18 protein-coding genes and 1 pseudogene are annotated in these 17,133 nt (G+C 41.2%); 5 read left to right on the top strand and 14 right to left on the bottom strand.

The window, feature by feature from the left end; translation table 11 throughout:
• Positions 1-84 precede the first annotated feature (84 nt).
• Entirely contained in the window at positions 85-417 is a 333-nt protein-coding gene (locus tag LQ203_RS07085) for a YolD-like family protein (RefSeq protein ID WP_230156859.1), read from the bottom strand.
• A gap of 26 nt (positions 418-443) precedes the next feature.
• On the bottom strand, positions 444-1,703 hold the full coding sequence (locus LQ203_RS07080) for a UV damage repair protein UvrX (RefSeq protein WP_230156857.1): 1,260 nt from the start codon (positions 1,701-1,703) through the stop codon (positions 444-446).
• A gap of 414 nt (positions 1,704-2,117) precedes the next feature.
• Between LQ203_RS07080 and LQ203_RS07075 the strand changes: the two genes are divergently transcribed.
• Positions 2,118-2,777, top strand: coding sequence for an NlpC/P60 family protein (locus LQ203_RS07075; RefSeq protein WP_230156855.1), 660 nt, complete (start codon positions 2,118-2,120; stop codon positions 2,775-2,777).
• An 88-nt stretch (positions 2,778-2,865) separates the two neighbouring features.
• On the opposite strand, the gene LQ203_RS07070 is transcribed toward LQ203_RS07075, so the two are convergent.
• From LQ203_RS07070 to LQ203_RS07060, 3 genes are all read right to left on the bottom strand, one after another.
• Entirely contained in the window at positions 2,866-3,393 is a 528-nt protein-coding gene (locus tag LQ203_RS07070; protein ID WP_230156853.1) for a YobA family protein, read from the bottom strand.
• A gap of 155 nt (positions 3,394-3,548) precedes the next feature.
• The gene (locus LQ203_RS07065) at positions 3,549-4,340 is read right to left on the bottom strand and encodes an SDR family oxidoreductase (RefSeq protein ID WP_230156851.1); all 792 of its coding nucleotides are present in this window, start codon (positions 4,338-4,340) and stop codon (positions 3,549-3,551) included.
• 23 nt (positions 4,341-4,363) lie between these two features.
• The gene (locus tag LQ203_RS07060; RefSeq protein ID WP_230156850.1) at positions 4,364-5,332 is read right to left on the bottom strand and encodes an MBL fold metallo-hydrolase; all 969 of its coding nucleotides are present in this window, start codon (positions 5,330-5,332) and stop codon (positions 4,364-4,366) included.
• Between the two features lie 519 nt (positions 5,333-5,851).
• Here LQ203_RS07060 and proC point away from each other — a divergent pair.
• On the top strand, positions 5,852-6,697 hold the full coding sequence (gene proC, locus LQ203_RS07055) for a pyrroline-5-carboxylate reductase (protein WP_230156849.1): 846 nt from the start codon (positions 5,852-5,854) through the stop codon (positions 6,695-6,697).
• 123 nt (positions 6,698-6,820) lie between these two features.
• On the opposite strand, the gene LQ203_RS07050 is transcribed toward proC, so the two are convergent.
• On the bottom strand, positions 6,821-7,252 hold the full coding sequence (locus LQ203_RS07050; RefSeq protein ID WP_230156848.1) for a VOC family protein: 432 nt from the start codon (positions 7,250-7,252) through the stop codon (positions 6,821-6,823).
• Between the two features lie 269 nt (positions 7,253-7,521).
• Here LQ203_RS07050 and LQ203_RS07045 point away from each other — a divergent pair, with 269 nt between their 5' ends.
• Entirely contained in the window at positions 7,522-8,076 is a 555-nt protein-coding gene (locus LQ203_RS07045) for a MerR family transcriptional regulator (RefSeq protein ID WP_230156847.1), read from the top strand.
• Between the two features lie 152 nt (positions 8,077-8,228).
• Here LQ203_RS07045 and LQ203_RS07040 read toward each other — a convergent pair whose 3' ends face one another.
• The 5 genes from LQ203_RS07040 to rnz form a co-directional block, all read right to left on the bottom strand.
• Complete coding sequence (locus LQ203_RS07040; protein WP_230156846.1) at positions 8,229-9,023, bottom strand: ABC transporter ATP-binding protein; 795 nt, start codon at positions 9,021-9,023, stop codon at positions 8,229-8,231.
• On the bottom strand, positions 8,998-10,029 hold the full coding sequence (locus LQ203_RS07035; protein ID WP_230156845.1) for an ABC transporter permease: 1,032 nt from the start codon (positions 10,027-10,029) through the stop codon (positions 8,998-9,000). The genes LQ203_RS07040 and LQ203_RS07035 overlap by 26 nt, the downstream gene beginning before the upstream one ends.
• Before the next feature lie 33 nt (positions 10,030-10,062).
• Positions 10,063-11,058 carry an ABC transporter substrate-binding protein gene (locus LQ203_RS07030; protein WP_230156844.1) on the bottom strand — a complete coding sequence of 332 codons (996 nt, stop codon included), beginning with the start codon at positions 11,056-11,058 and terminating at the stop codon, positions 10,063-10,065.
• A gap of 206 nt (positions 11,059-11,264) precedes the next feature.
• Entirely contained in the window at positions 11,265-12,083 is an 819-nt protein-coding gene (locus LQ203_RS07025; RefSeq protein ID WP_230156843.1) for a phytoene/squalene synthase family protein, read from the bottom strand.
• A 72-nt stretch (positions 12,084-12,155) separates the two neighbouring features.
• On the bottom strand, positions 12,156-13,088 hold the full coding sequence (rnz, locus tag LQ203_RS07020; RefSeq protein ID WP_230156842.1) for a ribonuclease Z: 933 nt from the start codon (positions 13,086-13,088) through the stop codon (positions 12,156-12,158).
• Between the two features lie 230 nt (positions 13,089-13,318).
• On the opposite strand from rnz, the gene zwf reads away from it, so the two are divergent.
• The gene (gene zwf, locus LQ203_RS07015) at positions 13,319-14,818 is read left to right on the top strand and encodes a glucose-6-phosphate dehydrogenase (RefSeq protein WP_230156841.1); all 1,500 of its coding nucleotides are present in this window, start codon (positions 13,319-13,321) and stop codon (positions 14,816-14,818) included.
• 46 nt (positions 14,819-14,864) lie between these two features.
• On the opposite strand, the gene LQ203_RS07010 is transcribed toward zwf, so the two are convergent.
• On the bottom strand, positions 14,865-15,026 hold the full coding sequence (locus tag LQ203_RS07010) for a hypothetical protein (protein WP_230156840.1): 162 nt from the start codon (positions 15,024-15,026) through the stop codon (positions 14,865-14,867).
• Between the two features lie 302 nt (positions 15,027-15,328).
• Here LQ203_RS07010 and LQ203_RS07005 point away from each other — a divergent pair, with 302 nt between their 5' ends.
• On the top strand, positions 15,329-15,502 hold the full coding sequence (locus LQ203_RS07005) for a hypothetical protein (protein WP_034308217.1): 174 nt from the start codon (positions 15,329-15,331) through the stop codon (positions 15,500-15,502).
• A 482-nt stretch (positions 15,503-15,984) separates the two neighbouring features.
• On the opposite strand, the gene LQ203_RS07000 is transcribed toward LQ203_RS07005, so the two are convergent.
• Together LQ203_RS07000 and LQ203_RS06995 are read right to left on the bottom strand one after the other, a co-directional pair.
• A complete protein-coding gene (locus tag LQ203_RS07000; RefSeq protein ID WP_230156838.1) occupies positions 15,985-16,437 on the bottom strand; it encodes a nucleoside deaminase in 453 nt (150 codons plus the stop codon).
• A gap of 121 nt (positions 16,438-16,558) precedes the next feature.
• A pseudogene (locus tag LQ203_RS06995) lies at positions 16,559-17,074 on the bottom strand (sodium:solute symporter family protein); the annotation flags it as partial.
• Positions 17,075-17,133: the final 59 nt, after the last annotated feature.

The following is a 17,133-nucleotide window of genomic DNA, read 5'->3' as shown; positions in this document are numbered from 1 at the left end:
CCCGATGATTTCCTTCCATTATGAAAGAGGACGGAAATTGTTTCGAAAATGAAAGGCCGGCTCCGGGAACAGCTCTTCGCTTCATTATTCCATTATCCTTACATCCGCTATATCAGAAAGCCTGATATAATGAGCCTGCTGAAAACGATCGACGACATGAAGCTTTTGGGTGAGCTCATTATAATAATGGATCCTGCCAATTAACAGCTGATACCGGTTTCCTTCATAATGAGCAACCGTGACATCCTTTCTTTCCTCCATCGCTTCCCCCATCACCACATTCATTTCTTCCAGTTGCTGCTCATCCACGATGCGCTTCGCTTCATAGCCATCCTCCACCACCCAATCCCGAAGCATTTTCACATGCTCCGGCAACATCATCGATGTCCATTTGATACGGCCGCGATCACGAATCATTCTTTTCCCTCCCTTCAAATTCAGCCTCACGCCTTATGCCCGCCAAGCAGCCTGCTTCGGTAAACAGCTGTGCCTGCTTCGGTATACGAAACTGCACGCAATAACGATTTGGATCCATATTTATGGCGGATTCGATCAACCGTGTAACTCAACTCCCGCTTCTTCCAGCGCGAAGCATCAAATAAAGTCAGCTGCATCTCGTTATCATCCACAATATTCGAGAGTCTGACCTCTATGCTCCGAACCGTTTTTTGCTTATAGTTCTCACGAAAAAGCTCCAGGCAAACTTTATATAACTCCATCGTAATGTTGGTCGGTTCGCTAATCGAACGCGAACGATGGAAACCTCCGCCAAACTCATCCTTGCTGTAACCAATACTTAAACTGACCGTCCTTCCTGCCTTGCGGTGGGTGCGTGCCCTTCTTCCAACTTCTTCGCAAATTTCCAGCATAACCTGCTTTACCTCATGCTCCTCCTTATAATCCCGCAGCAGAATCTGACTTTTGCCAAAGCTGACCTGTCCTTCGATGATCACTGCCCCCATGTCCGATAAATCTATTCCCCACGCATGATGGTAAAGCTGATTGCCCATAATTCCAAACTTCGCTTCAAGTAATTCAAGATCATAATTGGCAAGCTGCCCAACCGTAAATATTCCCATTCCATGAAGGGTTTTTTCTACGCGCCTGCCGATTCCCCACATTTCACGAAGTGGGGAAATCGGCCATAATTTGCTTGGCACATCCTCATACTTCCATTCGGCAATCCCTACATGTTTGGCTTCCAAATCAAGACAAAGTTTTGCCATAAGCATGTTCGGACCAATTCCAATGGCACAGGGAAGCTGTAATTCCCGTTCGATTTCATCTTTTATCTTTTCAGCTATCACCCGGGCATCTCCCCATAAAGAAGCGGCACCATCGACTTTCACAAAACTTTCGTCCACACTGTACACGTGAATCGCTTCTTTGGGCACATAACGGTTAAACAAACGGGTGATTTCCGTCGCAACCCTTAAATAGGTCGCCATTTTGGGTTCAACGACGACAATTCTTGGATCATTCGGAATCTCGAACATCCGCGAACCTGTCTTGATGCCAAACTCCTTCTTCATCTTTGGAGAAGCCGCAAGCACAATGCTCCCCGTCCTCTTCAAATCACCAACCACCGCTAAATAACAATCAAGTGGGTTCAAACCAAGCATGACCGCTGAACAGCTTGCATAAAAACTTTTCATATCGATACACATAATTGATTGTTTCGGCATCGTCCCATAATCCATCATTTCTTCACCCTAACAAGAATATATGTTCGCTTTTATTATATTCATAACTTTAACCGAATATACGTTCTTATTCAATGGAAGTTTTCATACAAATTTCTACTTTTTAATGTAATTTCCTCGAAAAATATAATCAAACCTAAAAATTGATAAAATAACAAAATATCCCTTAGTATCCATATAGTTTTTTTAAAATAGATAAATTCGTAGCTTGAATAATTTAAACCATGCCCAAATACTTAGTTTTATTAAATTTTTTTACCCATTTCAACAGACTTTCGTCCACATTAACTTTAGTCTTACTACTCATTTTTTGTAATGAAATTGTAACCAAAATTATGTCTAATTGTCATAATGGTATTGTAGGATAATATTGTTAAGAATAATAGAGAGATAGATAGAGAGGAAATGAAAATTATGAAGAAATGGATCGCTTCAGCTGCTGTTGCATCTGCCATGATGCTAACCCCACTGCAAGCCTTTGCAAATATCGGAGATCAAACCCTCAGACCCGGAATGACACATAGCGATGTCAAACAACTACAACAACTTTTAAAAACCAAAGGTTATTTCACATATTCAGGTTCACTGACTACATATTACGGCACCTATTCTGTATCAGCAGTAAAAAAATTCCAGAAAGCTAAAGGATTAACTGCCGACGGAATTGCCGGCCGCGGCACATTTAATGCGCTTGGTGTTTATAAGGTCAATAATACCAGCTTGATCAGCTATGCAAAAACCTTAATCGGCAAACCCTACAAATGGGGCGGGACAACACCAACTGGATTTGACTGTTCAGGCTTCATCTATTATGTATTCCAGAAATCACAAGGAATTACCTTACCGCGTACAGCATCATTACTCTATTCCAATACTGGTTTAAAAGTATCTTCACCATCTAAGGGTGATCTTGTATTCTTTGATACTTCTTCTGGAAGAACAGGAGTATCACATGTTGGGATCTATATCGGAAATGGTCAATTCATTAGTTCTACGTCTTCAAAAGGAATAACCATCACTGATATGGATAACTCTTATTGGAAACCGAAATACCTAGGTGCAAAAACTTTATAAAATCCAGGACATGAGCTCTTTCTTGTGAGCGAATCCCCATAAAATAACCGGACAGAATTCATAAATGATTCAGTCCGGTTTTATTGATTTATTTTATATATAATATTTCATCCGTTAAATCTTCTACAGTCACCATGAATGATGAATCCAAGTTGGAGCGATTCATCATTTCAATATTATACACATGCTCAGAGGGTAAATGGACGACTTCGAGAACCATGAATCGCTGACTTTCCGCTTTGCTGACATGCTCGATGGCAGCAGTGACCACCCTTTGTTCTGCTAAGCTCTTTTCGTCCGTCAAAACAAGAATCAACACCGCTTCCGCTTTCCCAGGAAATGATTCCATGACCCCACCACGGTGCCATGGCTTTACTTTCATCCCGATCTCCAAGTCAGAATAATCGAGGTCTTTACCATGCTGATCTTGAATATCTGTATGGTTGGTCACCTTATAGTACGTCCCTTTAATCAAAATCTTTTTATCGTCAAGATCGGTAATGAAACCATCTTCCCCTTTATCAACAGCCTCATGCATGCTCCAATCAGAGGATTGACTGCTCCCCAGAATAAAGGAAACTAGTATATATATAAAAAGGTTTACTACCATCTTCATGAAAATCCCTCCTAAGAAATAGACGGATTTCCCGATGAAATGGTTACCAATTTATTCAAATAAATTCCTTTTTATTTTCGCACAAAAGGGGAATGTCATTAGACACTCCCCTTTTAGGCTAGACTTTCGTCTTTTTGCGCTATCGAAAGTCTAGCCTATTTTTTAAAAAATGCTTTTTTTCCTAAAGTTTCGGTGATCTTTGGAAACATGTTATACCATTTCCCAGCGAAATCCATCCAGCCAGGGAGATTGATTTCCCTCTTATTGGTCAGCATCACCGCTACGATTTTAGATGCGACATCCTCAGGCTTAAGCATGAATTTTTCAACATTCTTTAAATATGTTCCTGATTCATCCGCAATGTTAAAGAAATTCGTTTCTATAGGCCCAGGATTGACTGTGGTCACAAAAACATGATCTTCCATCAACTCAAGCCGAAGTGCGTTTGAATAGCCAAGAACTGCAAACTTGGTCGACGAATACAAAGTGGATTTAGGCGTGGCAATTTTACCGGCCTGTGAAGCGATATTGATGATATGACCTGATTTTCTCTGCTTCATATACGGAAGCACTAATTTTGTACAGGCCATCAATCCAATCACGTTGACAGCAAACATGGCCTTTGTTTCGTCTAATTCCGTATCCTGGGCTTCTTTAAACGTGCCGAAACCAGCATTGTTGACCAATACATCCACTTCACCTATTTGGGTATGGATGTCATTAAATACCCTATTCACCTGATCGGTGTCTGCAACATCAAGCTTATATGCATATGCATCAACCCCAAATTGGTTGATTAGCTCATTCTTTAGCTGTTGTAATTTATCCAGGCTTCTAGCCAAAAGAACGAGACGGCCTCCCTGCTTTGCCGCTTTGATTGCAACTTCCTTGCCAATTCCTCCGGAAGCTCCGGTAATAACAATTACTTTCCCTTGCAACTTATTCAAAAAAATGAGCCTCCTTAAGAACATTAAGCGATTGAATATAGAATGACTCCAGATTGGATTTCTGTTTCGACTTCACCCAAATCTTCTAAATAGTCCAGTTGACCGACTGTTTCCGAAAGTGTAAGACCGACTTCCTGTAGGTATACTTTCGGAAACAGTTGCTGACACACTTCAAAGACCGATAAAGGCTTATCTTGAAGCATGCTTTTCACCTGCATGGCCCGATTATGCTGCCGTTCGAATCTATATTGAATCAAGTCGGCAACCGCATCACCTGCAACTTCGGATCCATGTCCGGAGTACACGGTGGATATGGAGAATTCCAATAATTTCTGAAGTGATGCGTTATATTGTAGTAACGGACGAGGCCTCAAGCCGCCGGGAAGGAGCGGAGGTTCCATTAATGGGTTAGGTGAAATCTTAGCAAGTAAGTGATCACCTGCAATCATGACACCGTCACTTTCCCGGTAGAAGGATAAATGGCTTTGTGCATGCCCTGGAGTCTCGATCGTTTTCCAGCCTGGAAGGCCAGGAAGCTCATCCCCCTCAGCCAAGTATCCCTGCAACTTCCGTTCACTAAGGAACCTGATTTCATCGCGGTTATGGATCAGTTTACTTTTCAGCTCTTCTGCCACTCCAAACTTCGTGGCATAATCAAGGAAAAAACGATTATGGATTTCAAGGAATTCATCACTGATAGTCAGCCAGCGTTGATTATTTTTATGTCCATAAACCGGAATTTCCTTATCAAAGAAATCAAGAGCACCAGCATGATCAGGATGATGATGGGTCAAGATGATTTGTTCGATATCAGACAGTTTTAGACCCAAATCGCCAAGCCCCTGAATCAAAGCTTCCTTTGATCGTTTCGTTTTGACTCCAGTGTCAATTAACGTTAAAGCATCCCCTTTAACTACGTAAACATTTACATCACCCACTGCAAACGGCGTGGGCAAAGCAATTTTTGCAATATCTCCATTCCAATTCGCCATAATCATTTCCACCTTAGAAGTTATATTTATATAAATCTTTTTATACGTAAGACCGGATTCTTGGAGCACTTATCAAGAAAATGAATGTATAATTACCATTTTACATGTATTTTTAATTACTGTCATTATTTTCACATAATTCATGTCTATTTTTTGACGTCCATGCATATATTATCATTGACATAGTACTGATCTATCCTTCATAATCACAAGTAATTAAAGACGGCATGGCTTTGATTAAGGCCAAGTAAATTTATTGATGGCGTAAAGAGAGTGAAGCTCGGAATGTGCTGAAAGGCTTCACCGCCCCCTCATTATTGAACCTACCTTATGAGCCTTCAGGAAAACCTGACGTAATTCCCGCGTTAGAGGAATCAAGTGCAGCTTTTCTGTTTATTTGTTATGGAAAGGTTGAACAAAGGTGGTACCACGGAAGCTAGACCTTTCGTCCTTTATTGGATGAGGGGTCTTTTTATTTTTCAAAAAAGACCGTAAACAAAAGAAAAGGGAGCGAGAAATATGAAAAAAATCGCATTTATCGGAGCTGGATCGATGGCAGAAGCAATCATTTCGGGGCTGGTGACTCAACAGGTAATTGAACCAGCCAATATTTTTGTAACAAATAAATCAAATGATGACCGGTTTGATTATTTAAAGAAACAATATGGTGTAACCACAACAAGATCGCTTCAACGATTATTACAAGATGCAAACCTTGTCGTACTGGCTGTGAAACCGAAAGATATTTTAGAAACGATGCAATCAATAAAAGAATACATTCGCGAAGAAATGCTGTTCATATCTGTTGTGGCCGGTGTTCATACATCCAGCCTTGAAGGAATCGCCAACAAGGAGTTCTCCATCGTCCGTGCCATGCCTAATACATCAGCAACAGTAGGAAAATCAGCAACCGCCATTGCCGCTAATGGTCATACGAACGAATCGCAATTACAAACGGCCATTACCCTTTTTGAAACGGTTGGGACAGTGGCAATCGTAGAAGAAACTCAGCTCGATGCGGTAACGGGCTTATCAGGAAGCGGACCGGCTTATATTTATTACTTGGTGGAAGCATTGGAACAATCAGCTGAAACAATAGGCCTCGATTCCGAAACCGCGAAGCAACTAATTCTCCAGACGCTGTTGGGTGCAGCCGATATGTTACAAAAATCACCTAAAACACCTGCCGTGCTTAGGAAGGAAGTAACTTCACCAGGCGGAACGACGGAAGCCGGATTGAAGGCACTACAAGCACATCAAGTGCAGGAAGCATTCATTGCCTGTGTACAAGAAGCGACTGAACAATCGAAGCGAATGGGCAATCAAATAAGTAAAGAGCTTGCCAAGTATGTAGTTTCGCAGTAAATGAACATGATGATTTGGCTGTTGACTAGCACGCCGTATAGGCAGTGGCAAGGCAACAGCCTATTATGATTCGAACTGCTTATATAGGAATACAGGAGGCCTAATTTCTTCCGAAGTGAACGTTCACTTTATAATTAGCATATCATTTTCATCAAAACTCCAATCCTTCGAATACGCAACCTCCCAATAGTAACCATCGGGGTCTGAAAAGTATCCGCTGTATCCTCCCCAAAAAACATCTTCAGGAGATTTCTCGATCGTTCCTCCGGCCTTTTCTGCCTTGTTGATCACATCATCCACTTCATCACTTGATTTAGCGTTATACGCAAGGGTAATACCCGAAAATCCACTTTGCTTAGGCGGTTCTTTCTCATTGATGTCTTTAGCCAATTCCTCCAAAGGATATAAAGCAAGTTTCGTCCCCGTATTATTAAAAAAAACAATGGAGGGCTCGTCCTCTTTAATGGATGTATGAAATCCTAATCCATCCCGATAAAACCTTAAGGATTTATTCATATCCTTAACTCCTAAAGTTACAATGTTAATCCTGTTCATACTAGTCCTCCTTTTTTTGTTGTTCAAATGGTAATTCGACATCTAGTTCGAATTTCCTTTTCGCCTTAAATTGACCATAAGAAATACGCCTCCCACCTATTGAACTATAACAAGGAACGTCAAATGCCTCCAAGAAATTTCTTCATTGACCGTTTGCATGCAAATTACGTAGGAAATCCACTTTCTTTGCCGAATGAATACATGTTTTGTCATCTGTAAAGGAATTCCCTCTTCCTTATCGAATTCAACAACCAAAAGGGGGAATCTCGATGAATACAAGTGCAGTTGCCCGGTTACTGAATGTATCCCATAGTACGATTCAACGCTGGGTTACCCAATTGAACATGGAAGTAGAGCGGAATCAACTAGGCCACTACCAATTTTCAGATGATGACATTGCCTTATTGAGAAAAATCCAAGATCAGCTGAACGAGGGTATCATTCTCCAAAAGGTCAGTATATCAGAGAAAAAAATTAGGAAAGCCTCCATCCCGAAACACTCCGAAATGAATAAAGAGCATGAACAACTGATAGAGCGGGTCGTCAGGCTTGAAAATGGACTGAAAACAAAAGCGGATGATGTTGTATCCTATCAACTTTTACAGCATAGAAGTGAAATGGAAGAAATGCATAAACTCGTGAAAAAGCTCGAAGCTCGTATCGAAGCGTTAGAAACACCAACAGTCCAGCCATTTGATTATTTCCTCGCAGCTGAAGAAACTGCCGCCACTAAAAAAACGAAGAAAATACCATTCATAAAAATGATTTTTGGAAATAACAGAAAGAACGATACTTCTTCATGGAACACAGCCGACAGCGATTAATTCGATTCAAGGTCCGATCATAGCCATCTTTCCTATTCCAGGTTCTTCAAGGGATATACATTCGCTTCAAGAACACTACGGATTAATTGCCCCCAAAATAAAAGGCCCTGATCCAAGGTTAATCTTCCACTTGGGTCGGGCCTTTTCATCATTTAAATCAACACTGCACGGTCATTGAGCATTTTTTCACCTTTGATGCGTTGGAATTCGTTAAGCAGTTTTTCAACGGTAAGCTTCTGCTTTTCAGCACCTCTTGCTTCAAAAATGATTTGTCCTTTATCCATCATGATCAAGGAATTTCCAAGATCGATTGCCTGCTGCATATTGTGAGTCACCATCAACGTCGTTAACTTGTTCTTTTCGACGATTTCCTTCGTCAGTTTTGTAACAAGCTCTGCCCTGGAAGGATCGAGAGCGGCTGTATGTTCATCAAGAAGCAGGATTTTAGGATCGGTGAAGGTCGCCATCAACAATGATAATGCCTGACGCTCCCCTCCTGATAATAATCCGACTTTTGCCGTCATGCGGTTTTCCAATCCTAAATGCAAGGTACCCAAACTTTCTTTAAAAAGCTCTTTCCGTTTTTTTGTCACCCCGAAGCCTAACCCTCTTCTATTGGTTCTGCCATAGGCGATCGCCATATTTTCTTCAATTGTCATATGGGGTGCCGTACCAAGCATGGGATCCTGAAAAACGCGGCCAATCATTTTAGCACGAGCATGTTCCTCAATAGCCGACACGTTTTCCCCATCAATGATGACTTCACCGGCATCAGGGAGAATTTTGCCGGATATCATGTTCATCAGCGTCGATTTACCTGCTCCATTACTCCCGATGACTGTTACAAATTCACCTTTTGTCATATGCAATTCCAGGTTCCCTAAGGCTAGCTTTTCATCTGGTGTCCCTTCATTAAAGACCTTATAAATCTGATTTAACTGAAGCATATCCTTCTCCCCCCTTCGTTGAAGTCCCACCATGGCGCATCTGTATTTCTTTGAGACGCCTTTTCTTTCGGCTTTTTTCCTTTTGTTTATCGGTAATTTTCGGAATGACAAGTGCCCCGACCACAATAAGTGCCGTAATTAATTTAACATCACCCGTATCAAGGAATTCCACGCGTAGTGCCAATGTTACGACAATTCGGTAAATGATCGCTCCCCCAATGACCGCAAGTGTCGCACGTGCAATCGTTTTTGAGCCAAATAATGCTTCGCCAATTATGACGGATGCCAATCCGATGACGATGATTCCAATCCCCATGCCAATATCGCTAAACCCGTTATATTGGGCAACCAAGGATCCCGAGAAAGCCACAAGTGCATTTCCAATCGCAAGTCCCAGGATCTTCATGTTACCTGTATGGGCGGAAAAACTCTTGACCATTGCTTCATTATCACCCGTCGCACGTAAAGCAAGTCCGATTTCCGTTTTTAAAAAAGCTGACATTCCAGCTTGAATGATTAAAGCCACAATCAACATAATAATTAGTATGGCCCACGTTTTTGGCAAGCTATCACCGAGGCCCACGATCGATAAAAGACCATTCAACATATTGTCCAGGCCAGTGCCAGCCCAGGCATCCTGAATATTCGTGATAATGGTCGTTTGAGAAAGCAACGGAATGTTAGATGCACCCATAATCCTTAAATTGATGGAATAGAGGGCGATCATCATTAATATACCTGCCAGGAGTGGATTGATTTTCCCTTTCGTATGCAGGAATCCCGTTATTGTCCCAGCGATGAAACCTGCCACCATGGCACAAAATGTGGCCATGACTGGCGAGAAACCGTTAACGATCATAATGGCGGCCACAGAGGCCCCTGTCACAAAGCTACCTTCCACTGTCATATCCGGGAAGTCGAGAATCCTGAATGTTAAATAGACACCTAGTGCCATGATCGCATAAATCATTCCCGACTCAAAAGAGTTGAATAAAGCTGAGAACATTTTTTTTCTTCCTTCCCCGAACAAAAGCAGAGTTTATTTTACAAACTCAGCATCTGCTTTCCATTCTTCTTTTATTTCAACACCCATATCTTTTGCTGCCTTTTCATTGATGACCAATTTCAGTTTTTGTGGATATTGAACTGCGATATCTCCAGGCTTTTTGCCATCCTTCAAGATTTCAACCGCTTTTTGCCCCGCTTCATAACCAATATCATAGTAACTAAAGCCATATGCTGCAAAACCACCAGCTTTCACGGAATCAAGCTCACCGACAAACAATGGGATATCTTTATCATTTGCCACCGAAATGACCGATTCTAATGCGGATACAACGGTATTATCCGTAATGATATAGAAAGCATCGGCTTTTCCGATTAATGATTCCGTTGCCTGTTTAACCTCGGCTGAAGTGGAGACGGATGCTTCCACGACTTTCAATCCCGCTTTTTTCGCTTCCGCTTTCACGTTTTTTATTTGGACGACGGAATTTTGCTCCCCTGTATTATAAACGGTTCCAATTGTCTTGGCGCCAAGTTCTTCTGCTAGGAATTTCATGGATTTGGCAATGGCTTCAGGATGTGAATCCGTCGTACCCGTCACATTTCCGCCTGGCTTATCCAAAGATGTAACAAGCTCCGCCGCTACAGGATCGGTAACCGATGTAAAAACGATTGGTATATCCTTTGTCGCATTCAAAGCGCTTAGAGCACTAGGAGTAGAATTGGCAAAGATTAGATCCACTTTATCCCCAACAAAGTTATTGGCGATCGTTTGACTATTATTTTGATCACCCTGTGCAACTTGAAGGTCATACTTGGCATCAATGTCACTGTCCTTCAATGCAGCCTGGAATCCTTCATAAGCCTGATCCAGCGAATCATGCTGAACGATTTGTGTTACCCCAATGTTGAAGGTATCCTTTTCGCTTTCATCCTTCGCCGTATCTTTTTCCTTGTCATTTCCACACCCAGCCAATAGTAACCCTGCAACCAATGTCATCGCTGCAGTCGAATATAATTTCTTTTTCATATTTTCCCCCCGCTTTTCTCTTATTTTTGATAGGTCTTTTTAACGACACCAACTTTTTGGTTTTATGTCCTAAATTATAATCGTTTAGTCCCAATTATTCCAATATATTTTTTTACTTTTTAGAATTTTTCGAGTTCTTTTATGAAAAACATCAAAAAAGCTGCTGTGAAAGGAATGTTAACTTTTCACAGCAGCTTAATGAAATATCAGTGTTCGACTACTTGGGTAACAATTTCGGTAACCGTCGCACGATCGATTTTTTCTTTGCCTTCTTTTAATGCCTTCAATGTTGCTTTTGCCAACTCCAAGGGAATTTTACAGAATTGGATGATCTCTTTCGTTTCGATCTGTTCAATATACGCATCAGCTAAAACAAGATTATGTTCCGTATGGGCAAGCATTTCATCGAAACCCCATCCATCCGGATAAAAGTTTACACCGCGTTCTGCATCTTCCACACGGTTACGCAGGATATTGACCGTTTGGAGTCCACGGCCAAATGCGATGGCAAGTTCACGGTCCGTTTCCGTTCCATCGTACCAGTTCCAAATATCAGACAGCATGACTCCAACCAAACCCGCAACATAATAAGTGTAATCATCGAGTTCTTCTTCATTATGAATTTGCCAGTCCTTCGTAACCCATTTTGCCATGCCATCGGCCATTTCCCTCGTGGACTCCAATACTTTCGCTTTTGCACCAGGAGGACAATATTGAATCCAGTCCGATAGAAGCAGGGTCACTTCCGGCAAATCTTCCTTATATGGTTCAAATAACGATTGAAATTCACCTTCACTAAAATCAGTTAAAAGCAGCTCACTAAGAGCCTGTAACAGGGAAACCTTGGTATTGGCAGGAATACCAGGGTGATCCTCGATCTCATCGATAGCGCGCATACAAAGGTATGCTGCCCCAATGGCCTCCTGTAATCCCTTTGGAAGGTAGCTGATTGGAATGAAAAAAGTCCTGCTTGTTTTTAAGAGAAAATCCATTGCTTTATTATGTAGGTTACTTTGGTCAGTCATAGGTTACACTCCTTTAAATATCCAATGAACAATTGATTCATTATATCAAACATTCGCTTTGATTTCAGCTTCCTATTCCTCTGCATATAAAGGAACTCTTATCGCCATTAAATCTTCTGCCATGATTGTGTTTGCGAAGATCGCTTTACTTTCCTCTTTTAACCTCTCAGAATCCTCGACAGTATACCGTGAGCTGATATGTGTAAGGATTAGATGCTTAGCTCCCGCTTTCAAAGCCGTTTCAGCAGCCTGAAGGGTGGTCGAATGATAATAGGCAGATGCCATTTCAGCTTCTGCTGCTGAAAATGTAGCTTCATGAACAAGATAATCTGCAGATTCAGCAAGGATGAGTGCATTACTGCAAACTCTTGTATCACCAAGAATCGTAATGATCCGACCTTTTTGAGGAGCACCAAGATAATCTTTCCCGTTTAAGACACGGCCATCATCGAGGCTTACATTTTGTCCATTTTTCAATGCTTTAAAAAGCGGACCCGGTTTCACACCTTCAGACAGTAGCCGGTCGACCAACAGGCTTCCTGGACGTTCTTTCTCCACAATCCGGTAGCCGACACTGTAAATGCCATGATCAAGCGACATGGCCGTAACTGTGAATTGTTCGTCCTCGAACACGATGCCTTCCTCTATTTCGATGATTTCCAATGGATATTTTAAATGCGTGCCACTCACCTGTAAGCTTGTATTAATATAAGCATCAATGCCTTTTGGACCATATACGGTCAGTTTATCCACTCCACCCTGAAAGGATCTGCTGCTTAATAAACCAGGAAGTCCGAAGATGTGATCACCATGTAAATGGGTGATGAAAATCTTTTCTATCTTCCGAGGTTTGACTGCCGTTTTTAAAATTTGATGCTGTGTTGCTTCACCACAATCGAATAACCAAACCGTCCCTCGTTCTTCCAATAATTGAAGTGCGATTGACGTCACATTACGCGCTTTAGCCGGAACCCCAGCCCCTGTACCCAATAAAACAAAATCCACTCATCCTACCTCCGTTGCAAATACGTTATAACTTAACTATAGCATAACCAAGGGTGTTCTTTCATATATGACTCATTAAAACAGGATCCACTTTATACTTTTCATGAAAAATGAGAAAAAATACGCAAATTGTTTGCTTTGAGGGAAAGCTAACCGTAAAATTAGAAGTTGGTACACATACGGGAATTCCAACTTTAGAGACAGAATTAACGGAAAGTTGAGGTTTTAACATGACAGATAACAATAAACCCACAGCATTGATCATGATTTTTGGTGCGACTGGAGATTTAGCGAAAAGGAAATTGTTTCCTTCCATATATCGACTATTTCAAAAAGAGAAAATCAATAAATTCGCCGTTGTTGGCGTAGCGAGGAGACCTTTGACGAACGAGGAGTTTCAAAAAAGTGTCAAAGACTCCATACTTACGTTCGGACATGCGGAAGAAAAGGTCGACGAATTCATTTCTCATTTCCATTATCACTCCCATGACGTATCGAGCTCAGAATCATACCTGCAATTAAAAGACATTGCAGAAAAATTAGATGGACAATATCAATTAGAAGGAAACCGGATCTTCTATTTGGCGATGGCACCTGAGTTTTTCGGAACGATTGCCGAACAGATAAAAGCTCAAGGCCTGACTGATACGAATGGTTATAAGCGCCTTGTCATAGAAAAGCCATTTGGACACAGTTTCGAAACAGCTCAAAAATTGAATGAACAGATCCGAACTGCTTTCGCCGAAGATGAAATCTACCGAATCGATCATTATTTAGGTAAAGAAATGGTTCAAAATATTGAAGTCATACGTTTTTCAAATGCCCTATTCGAGCCGCTATGGAACAACAGATACATATCAAACATCCAGGTTACCTCAAGCGAAACACTTGGCGTTGAAGAGCGTGGGCGCTATTATGAAACCAGCGGTGCCCTTAGGGATATGGTCCAAAACCATCTATTGCAAATGGTTGCCTTGCTTGCCATGGAGCCTCCAATCGCGTTGACAACGGAGGAGATCCGTAGCGAAAAAGTGCGGGCATTGCGTTCACTGCGACCAATGAAAGTGGACGAAGTCAATCAATACTTCGTCCGTGGCCAATATGGTGAAGGAACAATAGATGGTCAAACTCTTCCGGCATACCGCAATGAACATAACGTGAATCTGGAATCCAACACTGAAACCTATGTAGCGGGTAAATTGATGATTGATAACTTCCGTTGGGCAGGTGTACCTTTTTATATCCGGACTGGTAAAAGAATGGATGTCAAATCTACCAATATCGTTGTCCAATTCAAAGATATCCCAATGAATCTGTATTATAAAACGGAAGAAACTTTGAACCCGAATCTTCTCGTTATCCATATCCAACCTGACGAAGGTATCACACTTTACTTAAATGTCAAGAAATCCGGGACGACATCCAATACTAAGCCCATGAAGCTGACCGTCTCCAACAAAGGAATCGAACACATCAATTCTCCGGAGGCATATGAAAAGCTATTGTTTGACAGTATGCGCGGAGATGCTACAAACTTCACCCACTGGGACGAGGTTGCCCTCTCATGGAAGTTTGTCGACACCATTTCCAATGCATGGGAAAACACTAAAGAAGAGTCTTTCCCTAACTATGATGCAGGATCCACAGGTCCACTTGCATCCGATGAACTTTTGGCAGAAGATGGACATATTTGGTGGCAAATCAAGAAAAACGAAAATAGTGATGATTGATTAAACAAAGAAGGGATGCAGATTTGAATCTGCATCCCTTCTTCATTCATGAAACACTCTTCCTGACTAATTTCCTCCGGATAAAATGAAACATTTCCTTGGCCTTGGACATGACTCCATCCGTTTCTGAATTTAGCCAAAATGAAACACCACATTCTAAGGCAATAAAAAATAAAAAAATGGCTACAGCCAACCAGATGATGAACATAAGTCATCCGCTCCTTCTCTCCTATCTGCCTACTGTATTCTACGGTCCGTTCATCTCTTTCAACGTTCATATTCCTTTTTCCGCAGGTGTTTAAACCTAAATGCCATGGATGAATGACATACATCATACTACGTTTTCCATATAAAAGGAAAATGAATTGGCACTATTTACAACTAGTTCATTTTCACCATTTTTAACCTTTTGATCACCTCATGGAAAAAGAATGGTAAGGCCTGGCTGAGGTTACACTAGAAAAGGTGCTGGTGACGGCACCACTAACTTCGATGTGGAGGGATTAAACGATGGACATTCGTGAAGGATTAATTCCAACAGCGTTGGGCACAGCCGTGACAGCTGCGGGTTATGCAATGAAGCAGACCCGGGGCTCAAACAAAATGGTAGCTAATACGGTTTTTGGTTTCGGTTTGGCACATGTTGTATTAGGGGTCATTGACCTCGTAGAGCATCGGAGATAGTAAAAAAGAGGGCGCATTGGACCACCCTCTCAGTTTGTAGACAAAAGGGTTTCGGAATGTTCTCATTCCGAAACCCTTTTGATTTTTTATTGAATTTGAAGCAGTTATAGAGAATAGTTGATTATATTTCCAAAAATCGGTATTGCTATACTATATAGTCCTTACTCAACTGAGTAGCTCCACAGTAAATCCACCTGGGCTTAAACATAGAATGTCCATCGATGAGCCATTTTGGGCAGTTTCACATCAAATCCTTCATCCTTCAAAAAAATAGATTCAGAAATCAATAAATGGAATGAAGTTCCCTGCAGCTTTAGATTGATGTTAAGACTTCGGTTATTGATCGTAATTTACTGTTAAGGCTGCCCTTATAAGCAAAACGGGCACTTATCCTTATTTAGGAAATGCGCCCGTTTGCTGAGAGAATGAATAAACTTATATTAACTTATATGTGGAATCATTTAACCTAGAGTTTCCAAAGACTACGTTCTCTCCTCCCAAAGCTTCATTGGATCTTTTTGTCCTTCATTTAATGGCATTTGTATCATCGAAAGTGAACGTTCTGCTTTTGTTTTTTGTAAATCCTCATATATAATTTTAGATTTCCCTAATCCCACTTCAACCGCATTCTCAACTGAAGCACAATAAAAAACCTTTTCGATTCCAGCAAGGTACATTGCCGTTAGGCACATCGGACAAGGCTCCCCACTTGCATACATTGTATAGCCTGATAGATCATTCGTCTGTAATTGCTCTTGCGCGCGCCGGATAGCCAGTAATTCCGCATGTCCACTAACATCATAAGTTTTGTGCAGCTCATTAACACCTTCAGCTACAACATCGTTATTCTTCACAAGTACTGCACCAAAAGGTTGTCCACCCTCACGAACATTTTCTACCGCCAGTTCTACTGCTCGTTCCATGAATTTATCCATTTTCAAACCTCCATTACTGATTAAAATAAATACTGTTAATGTAATTATAAGACATAAACATGGCCTTTCTGAATAGTTGTTCACCTAAACACCGGTGTTCTTAACAAATGGCTTATCAACATCACGATGCAACTTGTTCAGTCTTCTTCTTAGAAACACTATAATTCTTTGTGACCATGCTTACAACGGTCATAACTATTACATTTATAGTAAGTGCTATTATCCCTACATTTATATCCTTCACCCACTGAGGAAATAAAGGAAACAGGGTTGCAATAGTGGTTTTTGAAAGCGTAATGTATGCTACCGTTGCTTCCCCCATGATGATTCCCGCAAATGCCCCTTGCTTTGTCACGAAATTATTCCTCATTAAGCTAAATATCATAGCTGGAAACAACTGTGTTACCAAACTAGACCCCATTAATAATAAAGCCACAATCGTACCACTTTTAAACGTAAAACATAAGGAAACAAGAGCAATGACAGGTACTAAATACTTAGCTAAACTTACAATTTGCTTATCGGTAGCAGAAGGCACAAATACACCGTATACATTTTTGGCCAACAAGGTAGCAGCAGACATTAAAAGCATCGAACCCGGCACTAAGGCTGTGAGCACTCCTGCAGCACCAATCATGGGAAGGATAGATATTATTCGTACTGAAAAAAGTTATCACCTCCAACGAAACTTCAAAA

The sequence above is a fragment of the Peribacillus sp. Bi96 genome (assembly GCF_918698115.1).
Classification (GTDB): domain Bacteria; phylum Bacillota; class Bacilli; order Bacillales; family DSM-1321; genus Peribacillus.
The sequence above is the reverse complement of the archived record's forward strand: the minus strand, read 5'-3'. Positions and strand labels throughout refer to the sequence as shown.